Raw genomic sequence first — 19,301 nt, forward strand, 5'->3', positions numbered from 1 at the left:
ATATGTTTGAGTGAGTTAGAGAAATATTTGGAATAAATATAAATATTAATAACAAAGAAGCAAAAATGATAGAAGCTATTAAAAATAAAAAGTTAGATGTAGTTAATAAAATATTAAAATATGATATTAATATTGATTATATTGATAGAACTGGTTATACGTCTTTAATGTGGGCCGCTGAAAAAGGTTATCTAGAAATAGTTAATGTTTTATTAGAACATAATGCTAATATTAATTACATATCTGTAAATGGTAATACTGCTTTAATCTTAGCTGCTAAAAAAAATTATACAAAAATAGTTAATCTGTTATTAGAACATAATGCTAATGTTAGTTGTGAGGATCAATTTGGTAATACTGCTTTAATTTTAAGTACTGAAAATGGAAATTTGGAAATAGTTAAAACTTTATTAACACTTAATGTTAATGTTAATCATGAAAATCGATATGGCGAAACTGCTTTGTTAGTGGCTGCTAAAAATGGATATACAGAAATAGTTAATGATTTACTAGTAAATGGCGCTAATATTAATCATGTCTCTATAAATGGTAATACTGCTTTAATATTAGCAATTAAATCTAATTATTTAGAAATAGCTAATGCCTTATTAACAAATTATCCTAATGTTAATAGAAAAAATATGTTTGGTTATACGCCTTTAATGTGAGCTGCTGAAAAAGGTCATTTAGAAGTAGTTAATACTTTAATCAAAAATGGCGCTAATGTTAATCATGTAACTATTGATGGTTTGAGTGCTTTAATGTGAGCTGCTGAAAAAGGTCATTTAGAAGTAGTTAATACTTTAATCAAAAATGGCGCTAATGTTAATCATGAAAATATAATTGAAGAAACCGCTTTAATTGTTGCTACTAAAAATGGATATTTGGATATAGTTAAAACTTTATTAGCACATAATGCTAATATTGATGATGTAGATGTAAATGGCAATACTGCTTTATTATTTGCAACCAAATATAATCATTGACAGATAAAAAAATATATCAAAAAAATAAAAAATAGTTTTAAAAACTATTTTTTATTTAATATAACAGGAATAATTAAAGGGTTTCTTCTTTTCTTTTTAAATATATAAGGTGCTAATGTTGATTTGATAGCATTTTTTATTGTGGCAAAAGTAGGTCTTTCGCTTTTTAATACTTCATTAATAGATTTTGTTAATAATGATATTGCTTCAGATACTAAAGGTGCTGCATCGCGAACATAGAAAGAACCGCGAGAAATAAACGTTGGTGGTGCTAATAATTTATTATTTTGTGAATCAATAGAAACAACAATTGCAATTAAACCATCTTTAGAAAGAATTTGTCTATCACGGATTACTGCAGCAGTTGTTACTCCTGACATATCTTTACCACCATCAACATAAATAGGATCAGCAGCAATGCGTTTATCACTTAAAGAACATTTACCATTATCCATAATAATTGGATCACCGTTAGCACAAATAAATATATTTTCTTCAGGGATTCCAATTGATACAGCTGTTTCTTTATGAACTTTTAACATTCTATAATCACCATGCATTGGCATAAAGTATGATGGTTTAATTAAATTTAACATTAGTTTTTGTTCTTCTTGTGAAGCATGACCAGAAGTATGTAATCAATTTAATGGTGAATTTTCTTCAACAATCGCACTAAGTCGTGTTAGTTTATTAACTACTCTTTCAACGTCAGCACGGTTACCGGGAATTGCCGATGAAGAGAATATTACTGTATCACCGGGTATAATTTTTATTTGACGATGTTCGCGATTAGCAATTCTTGATAATGCTGCCATTGGTTCACCTTGGGAACCCGTACAAATAATAACAATTTGATTATTATCATATTTTTTAGCTTCTTCTGCTTTAATAAATGAACTATCGCGAACTTTTAAATGTCCCATTTGACGAATAACATTAACTATTCTTTCTAAACTTCTTCCAACAACAATAACTTTTCTATTATGTTTTGTTGCAACTTCAATAATTTGTTGTAAACGGTGTACATTAGAAGCAAAAGTAGAAATTAAAATTCTGCCCTTCGCTTTAGCAAATATTTCACTAATTCTTTTAACAACAAGCATTTCTGTCATTGTATAACCGGGTACTTCAGCATTGGTTGAATCTGCTAAAAATAATGTTACTCCTTTTTGACCCATTTGTGCCATTTTATCAATGTCTGCTTTATGACCTAAAGGTGTTCAATCGAATTTATAATCACCTGTTGTTACAACAGTTCCATTTGAATTTTCTACACAAATTCCATATGCATCAGGAATTGAATGATTAACAGCAAAGAAACTAATAATAAATCTGTTAGTTTTAATTTTACTATTACCATCAACAATATTTATTTTTATTTTTGATTTTATCCCTTTGTCTTTAATTTTATGACGAATTAAAGCTACTGCTAAATTAGGAGCGTAGATAGCCGGAATATCACTAATGTCTTTTAATAAGTATGGTATACCACCAATATGATCTTCATGACCATGAGTAATAAATATTCCTTTAATTTTATGTTTATTTTCTTTTAGATAGCTATAATCAGGAATTACTGCTTCAATTCCTGGCATAGAAGCATCAGCAAATTTTACTCCAGCATCAATAATAATAATTTCATTATCTTGTTCAATTACATAAGTATTTTTTCCAACTTCTTCTAGCCCACCAAGCGCAAAGATTTTCGTGACGAACTTTTTAACTGGTATAGTATTTTTTGTCGATGTATCACTCATATTTTTTCTCCTTCATTCATTTTAAAATTATAAGAAAATAACATAAAACATAACATAAAAAAATGTAATGAATTTAATCATGTTTTTACTTATTACTTATTTGGTATATTATATTTAACTATAATAAAACAATTTAAAAACTTAAGTTTATCATTCTACTTTATATCATAATCCATTTATCATCATTAAGTCAAGGATTATCCTTATTAATGTGATGATAAAAGAGTTTTCCTTCTAAATGGTCTTGCTCATGTTGAAAAACAATTGCTTCATAACCTCTAACAGTTAAAGTTACTTTCTTCTTTTTTAAATAGTCATAACCTGTAACATTGATTTTATAATTACGTGGAACTAAACCTTCATGAGGGTGATTAGTTACACTTAAACAACCTTCACCTTTTTTTAAATAAGCTATTTGTTCGCTTTTACCAATGATTTTTGGATTTATTAATGCATGTTCATAGTAAATAATCTTTTCATTTTTATCAGGAATTGGTAATAAAATATAATACATTTTTATATTTTCTCCAATTTGTGGTGCAGCAATACCAATAGCTTCGGTTAAAATGTTGTTAGCATTAAATTCTTTATCTTGTGATGCTTTTACTCAATCAATCATACGTTTCATAATATTTTCATCTTTAGGTGTTAAGGGTAAAATAACATCAGCACAAGGTTTTAATAAACTAGGTTTTGTATCTTCAGTAATTCAAGATGCTGATGGTACTTCGTTTTGTAATTTGTTTAACATTGCAGATCCTTTCATCAGTTTGTAATAAATAATAAATTAAACTAATTTGCTTTTATCAAATTTAATGATAAAATTATTATAAACTAAATTTTGGAGAAAACATGAAAATTATTGCTGGAAAATTAAAAGGAAAAAAAATAATTACTTTAGATGGTTTATCAACACGGCCAACATTAAATCGAATTAAAGAAAATATTTTTAATATTATGTTAAATTATTGTAGTTTTGAAGATAAAATTGTTGTTGATTTATTTGCTGGAAGTGGTAATTTAATTCTTGAAAGTTTATCACGAGGGGCAAAATTTGCTTTTGCAAATGATATTAACAAAGCTGCTTGTAATATTATTAATCAAAATTGTTTTGCTTGTAATTTACAAGAACAAGTTAAATTAAGTAATTTGGATTATCAAGTTTTTAGTAAAACACTAGTACAACAGTGTGATATTGTTTTTATTGATCCACCGTTTGTAAATATTACTTGTCAACAGTGAATTATTGATTTCTTTTATAAAAATAATTTACTTGCTAATAATGCTTTAATTGTTTTAGAAACAAATGTACCACTTGAAAATTTACAATTAAATTTCCATTTTAAAGTAGTATCTAATAAAAAATACGGTAAAATATATATTAAAATAATTCAATTTTATGAAAAGTAGAAAGTAGAATCTAAATGGCACAAAAAAAAGGAAAATTAATTATTCTTTCTGGACCAAGTGGTGTTGGTAAGGGTGCAATTATTGCTAAATTATTTGCTGATAAATCATTAAATTTAGCATATTCAGTTTCGATGACAACAAGAAAACCACGTAATAAAGAACAAGATGGCATTAATTATTTTTTTGTTGATGTATCAACTTTTTTAAATCATGTTAAAGGTAATGATTTTTTAGAATATACAAATTTTATTGGTAATTACTATGGTACTAGTAAGAGTTATGTTTTAAATTTGCAAAATCAAGGTTATAATGTTATTTTAGAAATTGAGGTTGATGGTGCTAGTCAAGTTTTAAAAAATTATGAACATCGCAATGATATTATGAGTATTTTTATTATGCCTCCTTCTTATCAAGAATTAGAACAAAGAATTCGTATGCGTGCTAGTGAGTCAGAAGCAATTATTGAGAAAAGGTTAAATAAAGCAAAAGAAGAATTTAAAGTTCAACATGAATATGATTATATTGTTATTAATGATGACTTAGATATTGCTGTTAAAGAAATAACAGATATTATTAAAAATAATATTAATTAGTTTTTGATTTGATAGTTTAGAATTAAATATTAAAAACATTTAACGATGTTAATTTGTATAAAAATATAATATTATAAAAAACTATATTACAATAATTTTATAAACTTAATATAAGTTTTTAAACCTATTATTTTAATTTTAAAGTAGTAGATTTTTTATTTAATTAGAAAAAGGTGAATAAAATATGGACGCTAAATCAATTGCAATCTTACTGAAAACACTAGTTAGGTTAGGGAAAGTAATATATGAAGGAATAGAATCAATCAAAACCAGTAAAACAAAAAATAAAGCAAAAGAAAAATTAAAAGATGAGACAGAAAATATTAAACTACAAGATATAAAAACATTAGAAACAAAAGTATTAACAGCATTAAAAGTATTACAAACATTAAAAGAAAAACTATGAGAAGATGAAATATTAAAAGAATTAGTAGAATCTTTAAAAAAATTAGAAGAACAATTATCAAATGCATCAGAAAAATTAGAAAAATTAAAAACAGAATCCGCAACAGTAACAATCACAGATATATCAGTAGCATCAGTATGATTACAGGAAAAACTATCAAATTCACTAAAATTAATTGAAAAATTACAAAATAAATTATCTTCAAGAGAAAATAGTAAAGATAGTGATAACGATTTTTCAATAAAAGCAGAAGTAAATGAGAATTTACCAATATTATCGGTAGTAAATAAAAATAATGTTCATAAAACTGTACCAAATTTATAGTAAATAAAGATAATTAACAAATAATAATTTTATAAACTTATATAAGGTAAAATCTAAAATTATTAGTAATATTAATACTCCTTTTAAAAATAAATTTAAAAGGAGTATTTTGTAAATTATGATAAGTTGTTATACTAATAATATCAAAAATAATTTTTTTACTTTATAATTAAAGTAGTGGAATCAAAAAATAAAGGAATGGTGGTATTTAATATGAGTGTATTACCGTTAAATATTATTTCGACTGTAATTTCAGCAGATATTGGAACAGTTATTGCTGAAATAGCGGTTTTATTTGGAATAACCATTTCTTTATTAATGACAATTCTTATTTTAATAGTTATGAATACTTTTATTCGTGGTAAAAAAGTTTGATGAACAACAAGAAATAAATCTCATATGAAACTACTAGCAACTTCAGAAAAAAGAATGTTAGCAAGTGTTTTAGCAGAAGCAGTGATTAAATTAGCAGAAGAAAAAATTGGAGCACTAATTACTATTGAAAGGAATGTTTCATTAAATGAATATACTGATTTGGGAGTAAAAATTGATGGTGAAGTTACTTCACAACTATTACAGTCTATTTTTATTAAAGGTTCACCATTGCATGATGGTGCAGTTATTATTCGTTTAGGTCGTATTGAATGTGCCTCTACTTATTTTCCACTAACTAATAAAAAAATATCTAGTCAATTTGGTTCACGTCATCGTGCTGCTATTGGAATATCAGAGCAAACCGATGCAGTATCAGTTATTGTCAGTGAAACTAATGGTTCTGTTTCAATAGCTCGTAGTGGTAAGTTTTTACAAGTTGAAAACTTAAATAATCTTGTTCGTACACTATATGATGAATTAGCTTCAACTAAAGAAATGGTTCAACAAGTATAATAATGAAAAGTTTGTTATTAGTAGATATTGGTAATACATTAATTAAGATTGCTATGATTAATGATAGTGAAATTATTGAACAATGAGCAGTAATAGAAACCAAAAGTAAAACTGCAATTGATCAATTGAAAAAAGCATTTAAATTAAATAAACAATTACATTTTGAAGAAGCTGTTATTAGTTGTGTTGTTCCAAATTTTTTAATAATAATAGAAAAATTAATTGTTTTTACATATAATTTAAAACCGTTAATTGTTGATTTTAATTTGCTAAGTTTTTTACCTTTAAAACTTAATTTAGAAAATCGCCAATTAGGTAGTGATTTGATAGCATTATCATATGCTGCTTATACTAAGTATCACAATGCGATAGTTGTTAGTTTGGGAACTGCTACTACCTATAGTATTGTTGTTAATGATGTTTTGGTTGGCGTTATTATTGGACCTGGATTTAGTACAAGTAAAGATGCATTGATTGATAATGCTGCTTTACTTGTCGATTTTGAAATGCAACATTATCAATCAATGTTAGGTAAAAATACTAATCATGCTTTATCAATTGGTTATGGTTATGGTTTTAGTGCAATGATTAATAGTATTGTTGTTAGGATTCAAAATGAAACAAATATTAGTTTACCTGTAATTTTAACAGGAGGTAGTGTACCAATTTTAAAATCTTATTTTGATTTTTCTTATATTTATGAACCACAAATGTTATTTTTAGGTTTAGTTGATATTATTAAATATTTTAGAAGTAATAATAAAATAAAAGATTAATATCTTTTAATATATTTAAAATATAAGGAAAGGAGAAAAAACTATGTTAATGTTAATAAAAATTTATAAATTAACTAGTGCACAAATTATTATAATAACTATTATTAGTTTATTAATTTTTACTGTTATTGTTTTAACAAGTTTATTAGTAATTTTTAGTTCGTATAAAAATAAACAATTTATGGTTTATAAAAATTTGCAATATATTCAAAATATTAATATTAAAGAAAGATTAAATCGTATTAATCAAATGGTACAAGCAAATGAACAATATAGTTCTATTTTAGGAATTTGAATTAGTCGTTATAATCTTTTTTTAAAAAAAGATTTAAATAAGGTTTTTAAAAATTATATTCAAATTTTAAAATTACAAAATAATAAAGAATTATGAAAAAGATATAAATTAATGTATAGAATGCATAATAAGAGTAATAATTTAAAAAATCAGTTGCAGTTATTAACAATTGAAATAGATTATTTTATTAGTATTGATCAATTATTACGAGAATATCAATTATTTTTTAAACAAAATTTTAATTATTTACAAGATCAAATGATCAAGATTAATTTACAAAACGATCTTAATCGAGAACAATTAGATGAAGTTATTAAGATAATTAATGATATGTTTAAAGAATTAGAAACAAATATTAATGCTATTAATGTTAGTCAAATTATTACTATTTTAAGTGAGATTGCGATTGCTGTTGTAACATTGGCAGAAATTTTAGATAATTTACCAACACTTCGTTATATTATAACATATGAAATTAAACAGAAAATGGCTGCCTTAAAAAATAAATATCAAATGATAAAAATAAATAATACTTTACTTTTACAATATGAACAATTAGTAGCAAACGTTGATGAAAAGTTAAGTTTTATTAATAAACAAATTAATAATTTACAATACAAAAAAGTTAAGGTTAACACTCAAGAAATATTAAAATTAATTGCCACTTTTAGTAATAAAATTGATAAAGAACAAATATTTTATAATATTTTTAAACAAAATTATGAAAAATTTTTAGTTATGAGTTTTAATTTTAATGAAATATTTGAAGCTATTAAAAATGAAATTGCTCTTTCAAATAAAATTAATTCTAAAATGATAGAAAATAGCAAAATAACTAACTTAGAAACTATTATTAATAAACAACTTGCTACTGTTAATCATTTTGATAATTTATTAATCATAGAACATCAAAAATCAATAAAAAATACTAGTTATCAAACATTAGTGATGTTATTAGCGGCGTTATTTGAAAATAGTATTGTTGTTTTTAATAGTTTAAAAGAGTATAATAAATTGTTGAATGAACAAAATAAAGCAAAAATTAAATTTAAAACTTATGTTGATAAAATCAATTCAATGATGTTACAAATTGATAATATTTTAAATAATATTAATTTTTATTATTTAAATGAAATTTATAAAGAAAAGTTTAGTGATTTACAATATTTAATAAATGATACTATTTTAAATTTTAAAAATGGAAATTATGATAATTCTTCTTTTAGTAAATTTAATGATTTACAAAATAAAATTTTTCATCTTTATACTGAATTAAAAATGGAAATTACTATTCATAAATTATCACATTTAACTCTTGTTTATGCTAATCGTCATCGTTCAATTAATCAGCAACTTAATAGTAAATTTAATGAAATTGAAAATAATATCACTAATAATCATAATCAAAAAGCATTAACATTATTATTGGAATTAATGGAATAAATTTTAAAAAAGAGGAAAATTAAATGGTACCAATTATTATTATTATTCGTTATGGTGAATTAACAACTAAAAGTAAAAATCGGATTGATTTTATTAAACAATTAAAAATAAATATTAAGTATGCTCTTAGTGATTATAAACAAATAAATATTATTCATTTTCATGATCGGATGGAACTAACCAATTTATCTCTTGATGTAATGAATGATGTTATTAATATTTTGGTGATAATATTTGGTATTAGTTCATTATCACCTGCTTTTAGAATTGCTAAAAATATGGAAATATTATCAGAAAAAGTAATATCATTAATTTTAAGTCAAGATCTAACAAATTTTAAAACATTTAAACTTTTTGTTAGTCGTAGTGATAAGAGTTTTTCATTAAATTCAGAACAAATAGTTAAAATTATAGCTTCTATAATTTTAAAGAAAACAGATTTAAAAGTTAATGTTACTAATCCTGATTTAAAAATAAATATCAAAGTTAATAACGATGATATTTATTTATTTGCAAATAAAATTATTGGTGCTGGTGGATTTCCAGTAGGTAGTTCAGGGAAAGTGTTATTATTATTGAGCGGTGGTATTGATTCCCCTGTAGCAGCATATAAATTAATGAAACGAGGATTACAAGTTCAATATTTACATTTTGCTACTCCACCTTTTACTTTACCAACAGCATTAAAAAAAGTAGAAACTTTAGTTCAAATTTTAGCACCTTATAATGCTGGTAGTAAAAATTTATATATTTGCAATTTTACTAACTTGCAAAATGAATTAAGTCATATTAAGAAAGAAAGTTATCGTATTACTTTAATGCGTAGAATGTTTATTAGAATTGCTAGTTTATTTGCAGAAAAATATAAAATTCAAGCATTAGCAACTGGTGAAGCAATTGGTCAGGTTGCTTCACAAACATTAGCAAGTATTAATGTTATTAATATTGTTAGCAATTTACCAATTTTGCGTAGTTTAATTGCCGAAGATAAAGTTGATATTATTAATCTTGCTAAAAAAATTGGTACTTATGAAACATCAATTTTACCATTCGCTGATTGTTGTTCATTATTTGTTCCCAAAAACCCTGTTACACAACCAAAGATTAAAGAATGTGAACTTTTAGAAAATGATTTAAAGCAAATAATTGATTGAGAACAAATTTTAATAAATAGTTTTAAAGATATTGAAAAAATATAAATAAAATTATTAATAATTTAATAGTTTTAATAAATTGCAGTTTATTTACTTTAAATATAAAAAAAGAGTGAAGTTTCACTCTTTTTGTTATTTTTTAATAGTAAACTATAAAATATTACAATAAGTATTTTGATTACTTGTTGAAGGTTGATTTTGTAAATCGATTGCATTTATTTCATTTACTAATAATTTTGTTTTTTCAATTCTTTTATTGATTTCATTTATTTTTTTCTTATCAATTTCTAATTGAGCAAGTTTTAAATTTATTTGTAATTTTTGATATGGATTTGGTTCTCTAAAATCAATATTGGTTGTTATTTTTTGTACTTCATTTGCTAATTCTTGAAGAGATTTAACTTCAAAATTATTTTTATTGGTTGTAACATTAAGAATAGTAGGTAATCCAAATTTATATCGTTGTTTTATTTCTTGTTCATAAATTTCATAGGCTAATCTTTCAACTATTTTTGGGTGTTTGTTTTTAGCAGCTATTGTTAAAGCTGTATCACCATTTTCAATAGTATCTAGTAAAAGATTAGCATAGTTATAATAACCATTTGTTTTTAAATATTTGGCTATAATTATTTGTCCATTAATATTATTTAATATTCAAGGATCAGGTCTATTTTTAACTACATGATAAATATTAACATCATTATCTATTAAGATATTAACTACATCTAAATGACCATTTTGCGCTGCTCATATTAAAGCGGTTATATCATCGCATATATAATTAACATTGCCACCATTTTTAATTTTTTTTAATTACTTGTAGATCACCATTTTTAGCAGCTTTTATTAAATTAATATTTTGAATGTCCATTTTTTTCTCCTTATTTGATTAAAAATAACAAACTCACTTACTTTAAAATGAAGTAATAAGTTGAAAACTTATATTAAGTTTATGCAGATTTTATCATATTATTGGTTTTAATATGCAAAAAATATATTATAATTTTTCCAAGTTATTTATTATTAATTATTGAAAAAAATAATGTTTATTTTTTCTTTTTTAATATAAATTTTATTTCTAAAAAAGTTTATTTTAAGTGTTTTAAATAGTTTTGTATTGAAAACAATAACTTAAGAATAACCTAGCAAGATAAAATGATGTTAAAATTAACTTGTAATATAAGTCATTCAAGAATTGTAGGGGATAGTATGAAATATATAGTTAATTTAAATGTTCGTTCTAATTATTCATTTCTTTCATCAACTATTAAAATAAGTGATTATATTGAATTTGCTAAAAAAAATAATTTAAAAGTTCTATCTTTAGTAGATAAAAATATAATGTATGGTGCTTATGAATTTTGTAATTTATGTATAGAGAATGAAATTAAACCATTAATTGGTTTAAATTGCGTTTGAGAAAGTACTACTGATAAAGTTGAATTAACTATTATGGCAACTTCATATGCTGGTTATCAAAGATTAATAGAGCTTTCTACTATTATTAGTACTAATAATAATATTGTTACTACTAATGATGTAAAAAAATATCTTAATCAAACACGTGAAGTTTTAGTTATTATTCATGCTAATAACAAAAATATTAGATATATTAAAAATAATTATGATATTTTAAATTCAACAGGTCATGAACTAGTTTATTTTGGTTTAGTACCTAGTGATATGGATAATATTACTTTATTAAAATCGATTACATCTAATATTATTCCAATTGATTTGGTTTTATATTTAGATGAAAAACAACATCGTATTTATCAAATTTTACAAGCTATTAAAGAACAAAAAACATTAAAATCAGAAGATTTATCAAAAAGTAATGAGTTTTTATATAAAACTAAACAAGATTTAATGCAACATTATCCAAATGAAATTATTGAAAACATTGAAAAGGTTATTTGATTATGTAATTTAAAATTTCCTAAAAATAAGCCAAATAGTGCAGAATTAAGTTTACCAAAATTTACTTGCCCTAATAATCTTACTAGTAATTTATATTTGCAAGAATTATGTAAGCAGGGATTAGAAGCGCATTTTCAAAGTCGTGAAATTCCTGAAACATACGTTAAAAGAGTTTTATATGAATTACAAGTAATTAATGAAATGGGTTTTGCTGATTATTTTTTAATTGTTAATGATTATGTTAAATTTGCAAAAAGCAAGAATATAATGGTTGGACCAGGTAGAGGAAGTGTTGCTGGTAGTTTAGTGGCATATGTTTTAGGAATTACTGGTGTTGATCCTATTGCTTATAATTTAATTTTTGAAAGATTTTTAAATCCAGAACGAATATCATTACCAGACATTGATATCGATTTTGAAGATACAAGAAGAGATGAAGTTATTAAATATATTCATCAAAAATATGGCAAAGAACATGTTGCATATATTGTTACTTTTCAAACAATTGCTAGTAAAATGGCAATTCGTGATTTGGGAAGAGTTTTTCAAGTTAATATTGAAGATATTAATGAAATGACAAAATTAATACCAATTCAATATAATTTTGAAATAGATATGGCTATTAAACAATCACCAAAATTAGCATGATATGCAAATAAGTATCCTTTATTGTTTACTTTAACCAAAGAAATTCTTGGTTTTCCACGACAAACTAGTACTCATGCAGCAGGAATCGTTATTACAAGTGCACCATTAGTTACTGCTATTCCATTACAATTAGGATTTCAAGGTATTTATCAAACGCAATTTCCAATGCAAACCCTAGAAGCTCTTGGTTTGATAAAAATGGATATTTTAGGATTACGTAATTTAACTATTTTGCAAAATATTTTACAACAAGTAAGTAAACATTATTTTTTAAATTTAAAATTATCTCAAATTCCTTTAAATGATGAAAAAAGTTTTAGCATTATTAAAAATGGTGATACAACCGGTATTTTTCAATTGGAATCTTCAGGAATGCGTCAAATTTTAATTAAAATGAAAGTTGATAGCTTAGAAGATATTATTGCTAGTTCTTCTTTATTTCGTCCTGGACCACAAGAGTACATTCAAGATTATATTAATCGTAAATTAGGAAAACAAAAAGTTACGTATATTCATGAAGATTTAAAACCTTATTTAGCATCAACTTATGGCATTATTATTTATCAAGAACAAATATTATTAATTTTACAGAAAGTTGCTGGTTATTCATTAGGAAAAGCTGATTTAATTCGTCGTGCAATTAGTAAAAAAGATACTACAGTTATGAAAGAACAAGCAAACTTATTTATTAAAAGTGCTGTTAATAGAGGTTATTCATCAAGAGTTGTTAAGAAAATATGAGAAGATATTGAAAAATTTGCTAGTTATGGATTTAATCGATCTCATGCTGTTGCTTATTCATTAATTAGTTATTATTTAGTTTATTTAAAAGCAAATTATCCATTGGCATTTATGGTATCGTTATTAAGTAGTGTTATTGGTAATGATCAAAAAATGTTACAATATTTGAATGAATGTCAAAAATATCAAATTAAAGTTTTACCACCATCAATTCAATTTTCTGGCATTGATTTTTTAATTGATGATGCTAAAAAAGCTATTCGTTATAGTTTACAAGCAATTAAGCAAATGAGTCAAGGTAGTTGTAGTAATCTTATTAAAGAACGTACTAGTAATGGATTTTTTCAAGATTTTTTTAATTTTTGTGCTCGAGCAATATTTATTGGTTTGAATCGTAAAAACATTGAACATTTAATTGCCGCTGGTGCTTTAGATGATATTCAATCAAATCGAACAATGTTATTATTAAACTTGGATGCTGCATTAGAATATGCCAATATGGTGCAGGTAAAAGATGAAACTAGTGACGAATTATCATTAAATTTTAATTTAATTGCTAAACCAATTATGTTACAAAGAGAAGATGATTGAAATAATAATAGTATTAATGAACATCGTGCATTAGGACTTTATTTAAAATATAATCCTAAATTACTATGAAAAGAACAATTAGATCCTCATAATAAAGCTATTGATTTAGCATATATTAATAATTATGTTGATCAACATGTTAGAGTATATGGAGTTATCAATAATATTAGAGTAATTAAAACTAAAACTAAAAAATTAATGGCTTTCTTTGAAATGCAAAATGATAGTAATGTTATTGAAGTAACGGTTTTTGAAAAGTTATATCAAATATACCAAGAATATTTACAAGTTAATAAAGTAATTTTAATGGAAGGAAAGGTAGAAATTTATAATGATAATATTCAGTTAATTTTATCAAGAGTAATTAAAAATTTATAGTAAGCATATAATTTTATCTATGCTTACTATATTAAATAATAAATATAATCAATAGTTTTTAAATTTCTTACTTTAATTTCTAATAATAAATAAAAAATTAATGAACATAATAATTATTAATAATTTCACAATTTTCAATAGCATCTCAAAAGTTATTATCTACTTTTTTTATTTTTAAATAAATATTTAAAAAGATTAGTAATATAGTTATAAATAATAAAATTGGACTTAAAATTATAGCAAAAACAATTCCAATTTTTAGTTGTACTAATGATTTAAGATTATAGTTTTCAACAATATTTTGGAAGAGCTAATGTTTACAAAAATATAATTTATTATTAGTTAACATATAAATTAAACCATGTTCTTTTATTAAATTAAAACTATTTTCTTTTGTTATTATTTCTTGCTTTCGACAATAATTATAGAAAGAAGGAATATATTTTATATCATTTTTTATGTTAAAAAAATCTATTAAGGTTAAAGATGTAAATATAACCAAAATAGTTAAAATCAATAGTGATAGTATTATTAAATTTATTTTTTTAAGTTTCTGAATTTTCATTTCTAAAAATCTCCTTATATTTTATTTATAGGTTAATTTTATTTGTTAGGAAAGTATTATAATATATTTTTTATTAAATAAAATTAAATTATAAAATATTTATATATAATATTTGGGAGCGTGTCGAAGATGTCGATAACTAAAAAGTTTTAAAAATAGCTCCTTTCTTTTTTAAATCCTTAAATTAAAAATAAATGATAAAAGACGAGAATAAAAATCTTGTCTTTTTTTGTAATTGTAAAATTTTAAAATTTTTAATAACCATCTTTAACGCTATTATCAACACGTGTTAGGGAACTAAAAAAGTGAACTACAACACAGTTGTTAAAAATAGTAGCTAGCATGTGGACTTGCATGGATAAATAAAAAGTGGAGTGATACCTAATAAAATATACTAACCAGAAATGGTAATTCTTGGGGTGGGAGCGAATTGGAAACTAGTATATATAGACCTGTTGTAGGGACCTATTGTATTAATTCTATTCTTTATTTAACCAACCTTGCCACTCCCCAGTGAGCAAGTGTTGGTTTTATTTTTTATTTTTTTTGAAAAATTTATTTTTGAGCCCAGTTTTCATGGAATGAATAAAACGAATAGTAGTAGTATTAATAATCTAAACATCAAAATATATGTTCTTTATGCTAGAAGCAACAGAACATATTAGGAAAGGATTATTATGCAAATAGAATTTAAAAAAGAACAAATTGTTAAAGATAAACCACAATCTATTCTTATTGATTATGTTGAATATAAATTATCACTTCCAAAATGAATGATTAAAAATAATTCTTTTATTGTTGATAACAGTTACACATATTGAGTTTTTAATTTAGAAAATATTAAAAGAGAATTAAGTGGTAATGAATTAATAAAATTATTAGAACCATATATTAAAGACCAAAAAATAACTGTTAATAAACCAATTACTCCAAAAGAATATTATCTTAATGATATAAAACTTGAACCATTAACATTTTATGAACAGCATAATAGTTGATTTATGGGTGAAATAACTGATAACAAAACTAAAATTACTAATCCTTGTTTTAAATATAACATTACGTGAGAAGAAAACAGAAAAGGTTTTAAAATAAATAATCCATATAAACATGATGATTTACCAATTAATTATTTAGTTACTTCTTATAAGGAAATTTCAACTCATAATGAAAAAGTATTTTTGTTGAACATGTAAACAAAATAAATTAGATTATTTATTCTTTAATACTAATGATATAAAAACAAGAAAATATTTTTTAAGAGATAAAAATAGTAAAGCGATTTGTTATGACTGTATTTTAAATATTAGGTTAAGTAGGAGGTATAAATATGGATAAAGAAAAATTAATTTATTATCTTGATAATGAATTTATGGAATTACTTAAAGATGATATTAGTGATGAAATTAAAATTAATATTAGTAATTGAAAACTTAAATTAATAATGAAATTACAAGAAAAAATTCAAAATGGTGAATTTGATTAATTATGCAATATGACTTAATTATTGGAATTGACCCTGCTGGAATTGGTAATAATGGAATCGTTATATATTCAAATGAAACTAATAGTATTGTTTTAAATAAAACATTTAAAACAATAACTATTTTAGAAAGTAAAGATTTTTATAAAATATATTTTCAAATAACTAAAAACAAATTTATTGATAAAAAAATATTAGTTATTGTAGAAAATTTCTTTTTAACTTCAAAACAATTATTAACTAATCCATTAGCAACACCTAAAATTATTGGTGCATTAATGGTATTAGTAGAAGACGTTATGAATTGAGATTTTCAAGAAAGTGAACCAAAAAATAAAACTAAAATAGAAAATTATAAAGGAAATATAAAATTTACAAAACATGAACAAGATGCATATAAACATATTCAATATTATTTAAGGAATTATAAAAATGAAAGATAAAGCAAATTATGTCAAATTAACAGTAAAACTGAGTAACACTATTGAAGCAAAATATTACGAAAAAGGTAATAAAGAATTATATTATAGTGTTCGTGGTCAATGAAATGGATTAAACTACGTTACTTTAATTTTTAATAACCCAAAACTTTATAGACGCTGTATTTTATTAAACAAAAATGATGAAATTATTGTAACTGGTCAAATCTTTAACACTTTAAACATTCCTAAAAATCGTGCATTTTGTTCAATAAATGTTAAATGATTTAAAAAATGAAAAGAGTAAAAAATGATATTATGAAAATTTTTATTAATAGTACCAATATTAATAACAAGTATAACACTAATAATATTTTTAATATTTATTATTAAAGAATTAAAAAATGAATATAAAGTATTAAAAATATTAAATGAAATTGCTAATCAAATTGAAAATAAGGAGAAATAATATGAAATATGAAGATAAATGTTCTATGTGCAATAAAGTAAAAGAAAACTTTTTATCCAATACCTGTAATAGTTGTTGATTAGAAGCAGTTAATAAATGAAATAGAAGAAGTTGAGGAAATTTAGGAGACTTTGATAATGAATAAAGAAAAATTACTTAAATATATGAAAGATATAATTAAATGAACTAAAAAAATTAATTATACAAACTCTGATTTTGACAAAAATATTTTAAATTTATTAATTGAAAAAATAGAAAAAGGTGAATTTGACTAATGATAATATTACCTACTTTGTTTGAAAATAAAGATGAAATTGAAATATTATCACCATTTCCAAAAGTAATTCATACAAGTAATGATATTAGAGCAATTATTTTAAGACAATACCCAAATGTTAAATCCAAACACATAATTGTTTCGGACCCAGAAAGTAATGTTGCATTAATAGTTGGTGATAATGATGTTTATCAAGGTTGAATTAAAGTAACAATTAAAAAATTAGAAAATTAAAGGAGCATAAACAAATGCATAAGGAAAAAATTAAAATTAGAAATTATGAATTTGAATTAAATTCTTATGTAGTAGATTCCTTATTGGATGTTATAAGAGAACTGATAAAAACAAACAAAGGAGAATAAATTATGTTAGATGAAATTTTAAAAGTAATTTTTGATAGAACAGATAAACAAGAATTAATTTATATGATAGAAAGATTAATTCTTGTTACTAAAAATCCGTCAGAAACAAAAAAAATGACTTATTAAAGAATTTGATAAAAATCATTATGTTTTAGAAAAATTATTGAATATGAACGGAGAAGTTAAATAATGCCAAATGAAAATACACAATCAAATTATATTTTAACTAAATTAATTAGAACTGGAATAAGTCCAATTTGTGCAATGATTGGTACAAGTGCTTATTATGGTCAAGTAATTGCAAATCCAGTATTAGGTTCAATTAATAGTTTATTATTTGGTAAAAAATTAGGTTTAGATATATGAAATTTAAATCAAAGACCAAATACTAAAACTAAATTAATTAATAGTAGTAAAAAAATATTACTAGGTTTAGGAACAATTGGTTTAGCAAATTATAGTAAATGAACAGAAAATAATATTAATCCTATTATTCCAACAACACCAACTCCAATAACTACTACAACTACAACAGAAGGTCCTCCATGATTACTATTAAATAAACAAGAAAATCAGTCATTAATGGATTGAGATACATATATTAGTTTAAATGCTTATGGTATTTCAAATCTTATTAGTGGATTAACTGAATTAATACCTAATAAATTTGAAACAATAAGAAAGATTTGTAATATGGCTACTGGTGGTTGTTTAATATCAAGTGGTGTTGCTATGGGTATTAATAATGATTTTAATAATGCTTATGCAGTTCCAACTATTGTTGCTGGTGCTTCTGAAATTATTCATAATTTATTACCTATGGAAATTACACATCATAATGAAGAAATGCAAGAAACATCATTTCATGATGAAACTGCAAGATTAATTAATGACAATAGATTTACTATTAATAGTGAAACAACTAGTCAATATGGTAGTGATAATATAAGCGAAGTACCATTAAATAATGATAATGCTTCATTAAATTGAGATTATAATCACATGAGTTTATAAAGGAGGTGAATAATTTATGAATAAAGAAAAAATAATTGAATATTATAATCAGGAAATAAAAACATATAAAGAAAGAATAGAAGAATTCAATAAAGAAATATCTGTATTAGTAGAAATTATAAGTAATTCACAATCAATGATTGAAAGAATTAATGCTGGTCAATTTGATGAATAATTAAAAATAAACAATTGAAAGGAAAATATTCAGATGAAAGAATTTTTACATGAATTAATAATTATTGGAACAAGTGTTGGAACATTAATTTGCAGAGAAATTATTGTTTTATTAAAAAGATTTATCACAACTCCAAAACATGTTAGAGCAAATAACAAAATTATAAAACATCAAAAAAAATTAGCAAAATTAAATGAAAAAATTAATAAAGAAAATAAATAATAAAG

26 protein-coding genes are annotated in these 19,301 nt (G+C 23.1%); 22 read left to right on the forward strand and 4 right to left on the reverse strand.

Annotation, left to right across the window (positions count from 1 at the left end; translation table 4 throughout):
- Positions 1–2 precede the first annotated feature (2 nt).
- On the forward strand, positions 3–1,094 hold the full coding sequence (locus AACK81_RS02125) for an ankyrin repeat domain-containing protein (RefSeq protein WP_338962131.1): 1,092 nt from the start codon (positions 3–5) through the stop codon (positions 1,092–1,094).
- Here AACK81_RS02125 and AACK81_RS02130 read toward each other — a convergent pair.
- Both AACK81_RS02130 and def read right to left on the reverse strand, forming a co-directional pair.
- Complete coding sequence (locus AACK81_RS02130; protein ID WP_338962134.1) at positions 1,031–2,743, reverse strand: ribonuclease J; 1,713 nt, start codon at positions 2,741–2,743, stop codon at positions 1,031–1,033. The two genes, AACK81_RS02125 and AACK81_RS02130, sit on opposite strands and share 64 nt — an antisense overlap.
- A 160-nt stretch (positions 2,744–2,903) precedes the next feature.
- The gene (gene def, locus AACK81_RS02135; protein ID WP_338962137.1) at positions 2,904–3,494 is read right to left on the reverse strand and encodes a peptide deformylase; all 591 of its coding nucleotides are present in this window, start codon (positions 3,492–3,494) and stop codon (positions 2,904–2,906) included.
- Between the two features lie 101 nt (positions 3,495–3,595).
- Between def and AACK81_RS02140 the strand changes: the two genes are divergently transcribed.
- The 7 genes from AACK81_RS02140 to thiI all read left to right on the forward strand — a co-directional run bounded on the left by AACK81_RS02140 (position 3,596) and on the right by thiI (position 10,077).
- Entirely contained in the window at positions 3,596–4,153 is a 558-nt protein-coding gene (locus AACK81_RS02140) for an RsmD family RNA methyltransferase (protein WP_338962139.1), read from the forward strand.
- Positions 4,154–4,167: 14 nt separating this feature from the next.
- Positions 4,168–4,746 carry a guanylate kinase gene (gene gmk, locus AACK81_RS02145; RefSeq protein ID WP_338957663.1) on the forward strand — a complete coding sequence of 193 codons (579 nt, stop codon included), beginning with the start codon at positions 4,168–4,170 and terminating at the stop codon, positions 4,744–4,746.
- Positions 4,747–4,930: 184 nt separating this feature from the next.
- The gene (locus AACK81_RS02150; protein WP_338962142.1) at positions 4,931–5,476 is read left to right on the forward strand and encodes a hypothetical protein; all 546 of its coding nucleotides are present in this window, start codon (positions 4,931–4,933) and stop codon (positions 5,474–5,476) included.
- A 213-nt stretch (positions 5,477–5,689) separates the two neighbouring features.
- Positions 5,690–6,364 carry a diadenylate cyclase gene (locus AACK81_RS02155; RefSeq protein WP_252320291.1) on the forward strand — a complete coding sequence of 225 codons (675 nt, stop codon included), beginning with the start codon at positions 5,690–5,692 and terminating at the stop codon, positions 6,362–6,364.
- 2 nt (positions 6,365–6,366) lie between these two features.
- Entirely contained in the window at positions 6,367–7,140 is a 774-nt protein-coding gene (locus AACK81_RS02160; RefSeq protein WP_338962144.1) for a type III pantothenate kinase, read from the forward strand.
- Positions 7,141–7,189: 49 nt separating this feature from the next.
- A complete protein-coding gene (locus AACK81_RS02165; protein WP_338962146.1) occupies positions 7,190–8,878 on the forward strand; it encodes a hypothetical protein in 1,689 nt (562 codons plus the stop codon).
- Positions 8,879–8,901: 23 nt separating this feature from the next.
- Positions 8,902–10,077 carry a tRNA uracil 4-sulfurtransferase ThiI gene (thiI, locus tag AACK81_RS02170; protein ID WP_338962149.1) on the forward strand — a complete coding sequence of 392 codons (1,176 nt, stop codon included), beginning with the start codon at positions 8,902–8,904 and terminating at the stop codon, positions 10,075–10,077.
- Between the two features lie 105 nt (positions 10,078–10,182).
- Here the strand turns inward: thiI and AACK81_RS08860 are convergent, their stop codons facing one another.
- Positions 10,183–10,845 carry an ankyrin repeat domain-containing protein gene (locus AACK81_RS08860; RefSeq protein WP_422397552.1) on the reverse strand — a complete coding sequence of 221 codons (663 nt, stop codon included), beginning with the start codon at positions 10,843–10,845 and terminating at the stop codon, positions 10,183–10,185.
- A 396-nt stretch (positions 10,846–11,241) separates the two neighbouring features.
- Between AACK81_RS08860 and AACK81_RS02175 the strand changes: the two genes are divergently transcribed.
- Positions 11,242–14,310, forward strand: a complete 3,069-nt coding sequence (locus AACK81_RS02175) for a DNA polymerase III subunit alpha (protein ID WP_338962153.1) — start codon at positions 11,242–11,244, stop codon at positions 14,308–14,310.
- A 310-nt stretch (positions 14,311–14,620) separates the two neighbouring features.
- On the opposite strand, the gene AACK81_RS02180 is transcribed toward AACK81_RS02175, so the two are convergent.
- Positions 14,621–14,875: a hypothetical protein gene (locus tag AACK81_RS02180; protein ID WP_338962156.1), complete on the reverse strand. Its 255-nt coding sequence runs from the start codon at positions 14,873–14,875 to the stop codon at positions 14,621–14,623.
- Positions 14,876–15,552: 677 nt separating this feature from the next.
- Here AACK81_RS02180 and AACK81_RS02185 point away from each other — a divergent pair.
- The 13 genes from AACK81_RS02185 (at position 15,553) to AACK81_RS02245 (ending at position 19,296) form a co-directional block, all read left to right on the forward strand.
- Positions 15,553–16,071, forward strand: coding sequence for a hypothetical protein (locus AACK81_RS02185; protein WP_338961234.1), 519 nt, complete (start codon positions 15,553–15,555; stop codon positions 16,069–16,071).
- Positions 16,043–16,213: a hypothetical protein gene (locus AACK81_RS02190; RefSeq protein WP_338961236.1), complete on the forward strand. Its 171-nt coding sequence runs from the start codon at positions 16,043–16,045 to the stop codon at positions 16,211–16,213. The genes AACK81_RS02185 and AACK81_RS02190 overlap by 29 nt, the downstream gene beginning before the upstream one ends.
- Positions 16,206–16,361, forward strand: a complete 156-nt coding sequence (locus AACK81_RS02195; RefSeq protein WP_338957292.1) for a hypothetical protein — start codon at positions 16,206–16,208, stop codon at positions 16,359–16,361. The genes AACK81_RS02190 and AACK81_RS02195 overlap by 8 nt, the downstream gene beginning before the upstream one ends.
- Before the next feature lie 2 nt (positions 16,362–16,363).
- The gene (locus AACK81_RS02200) at positions 16,364–16,801 is read left to right on the forward strand and encodes a hypothetical protein (protein WP_338961238.1); all 438 of its coding nucleotides are present in this window, start codon (positions 16,364–16,366) and stop codon (positions 16,799–16,801) included.
- Positions 16,791–17,084: a hypothetical protein gene (locus tag AACK81_RS02205; protein WP_338961240.1), complete on the forward strand. Its 294-nt coding sequence runs from the start codon at positions 16,791–16,793 to the stop codon at positions 17,082–17,084. Before AACK81_RS02200 ends, AACK81_RS02205 begins: the two co-directional genes overlap by 11 nt.
- Positions 17,085–17,087: 3 nt before the next feature.
- A complete protein-coding gene (locus AACK81_RS02210) occupies positions 17,088–17,246 on the forward strand; it encodes a hypothetical protein (RefSeq protein WP_338961242.1) in 159 nt (52 codons plus the stop codon).
- A 1-nt stretch (position 17,247) separates the two neighbouring features.
- Positions 17,248–17,391, forward strand: a complete 144-nt coding sequence (locus AACK81_RS02215; protein ID WP_338961243.1) for a hypothetical protein — start codon at positions 17,248–17,250, stop codon at positions 17,389–17,391.
- Complete coding sequence (locus tag AACK81_RS02220) at positions 17,384–17,521, forward strand: hypothetical protein (RefSeq protein WP_281747958.1); 138 nt, start codon at positions 17,384–17,386, stop codon at positions 17,519–17,521. The genes AACK81_RS02215 and AACK81_RS02220 overlap by 8 nt, the downstream gene beginning before the upstream one ends.
- On the forward strand, positions 17,521–17,757 hold the full coding sequence (locus tag AACK81_RS02225) for a hypothetical protein (protein ID WP_338961245.1): 237 nt from the start codon (positions 17,521–17,523) through the stop codon (positions 17,755–17,757). The genes AACK81_RS02220 and AACK81_RS02225 overlap by 1 nt, the downstream gene beginning before the upstream one ends.
- A 131-nt stretch (positions 17,758–17,888) precedes the next feature.
- Entirely contained in the window at positions 17,889–18,011 is a 123-nt protein-coding gene (locus AACK81_RS02230; RefSeq protein ID WP_338962159.1) for a hypothetical protein, read from the forward strand.
- Between the two features lie 63 nt (positions 18,012–18,074).
- Complete coding sequence (locus AACK81_RS02235) at positions 18,075–18,899, forward strand: hypothetical protein (RefSeq protein ID WP_338961249.1); 825 nt, start codon at positions 18,075–18,077, stop codon at positions 18,897–18,899.
- A 16-nt stretch (positions 18,900–18,915) separates the two neighbouring features.
- The gene (locus AACK81_RS02240) at positions 18,916–19,074 is read left to right on the forward strand and encodes a hypothetical protein (RefSeq protein WP_338961250.1); all 159 of its coding nucleotides are present in this window, start codon (positions 18,916–18,918) and stop codon (positions 19,072–19,074) included.
- 33 nt (positions 19,075–19,107) lie between these two features.
- On the forward strand, positions 19,108–19,296 hold the full coding sequence (locus AACK81_RS02245; protein ID WP_174480113.1) for a hypothetical protein: 189 nt from the start codon (positions 19,108–19,110) through the stop codon (positions 19,294–19,296).
- The last annotated feature ends 5 nt before the right edge of the window (positions 19,297–19,301 follow it).

This window comes from Spiroplasma endosymbiont of Lasioglossum villosulum (assembly GCF_964020195.1).
Taxonomy (GTDB): Bacteria; Bacillota_I; Bacilli_A; order Mycoplasmatales; family VBWQ01; genus Spiroplasma_E; species Spiroplasma_E ixodetis_A.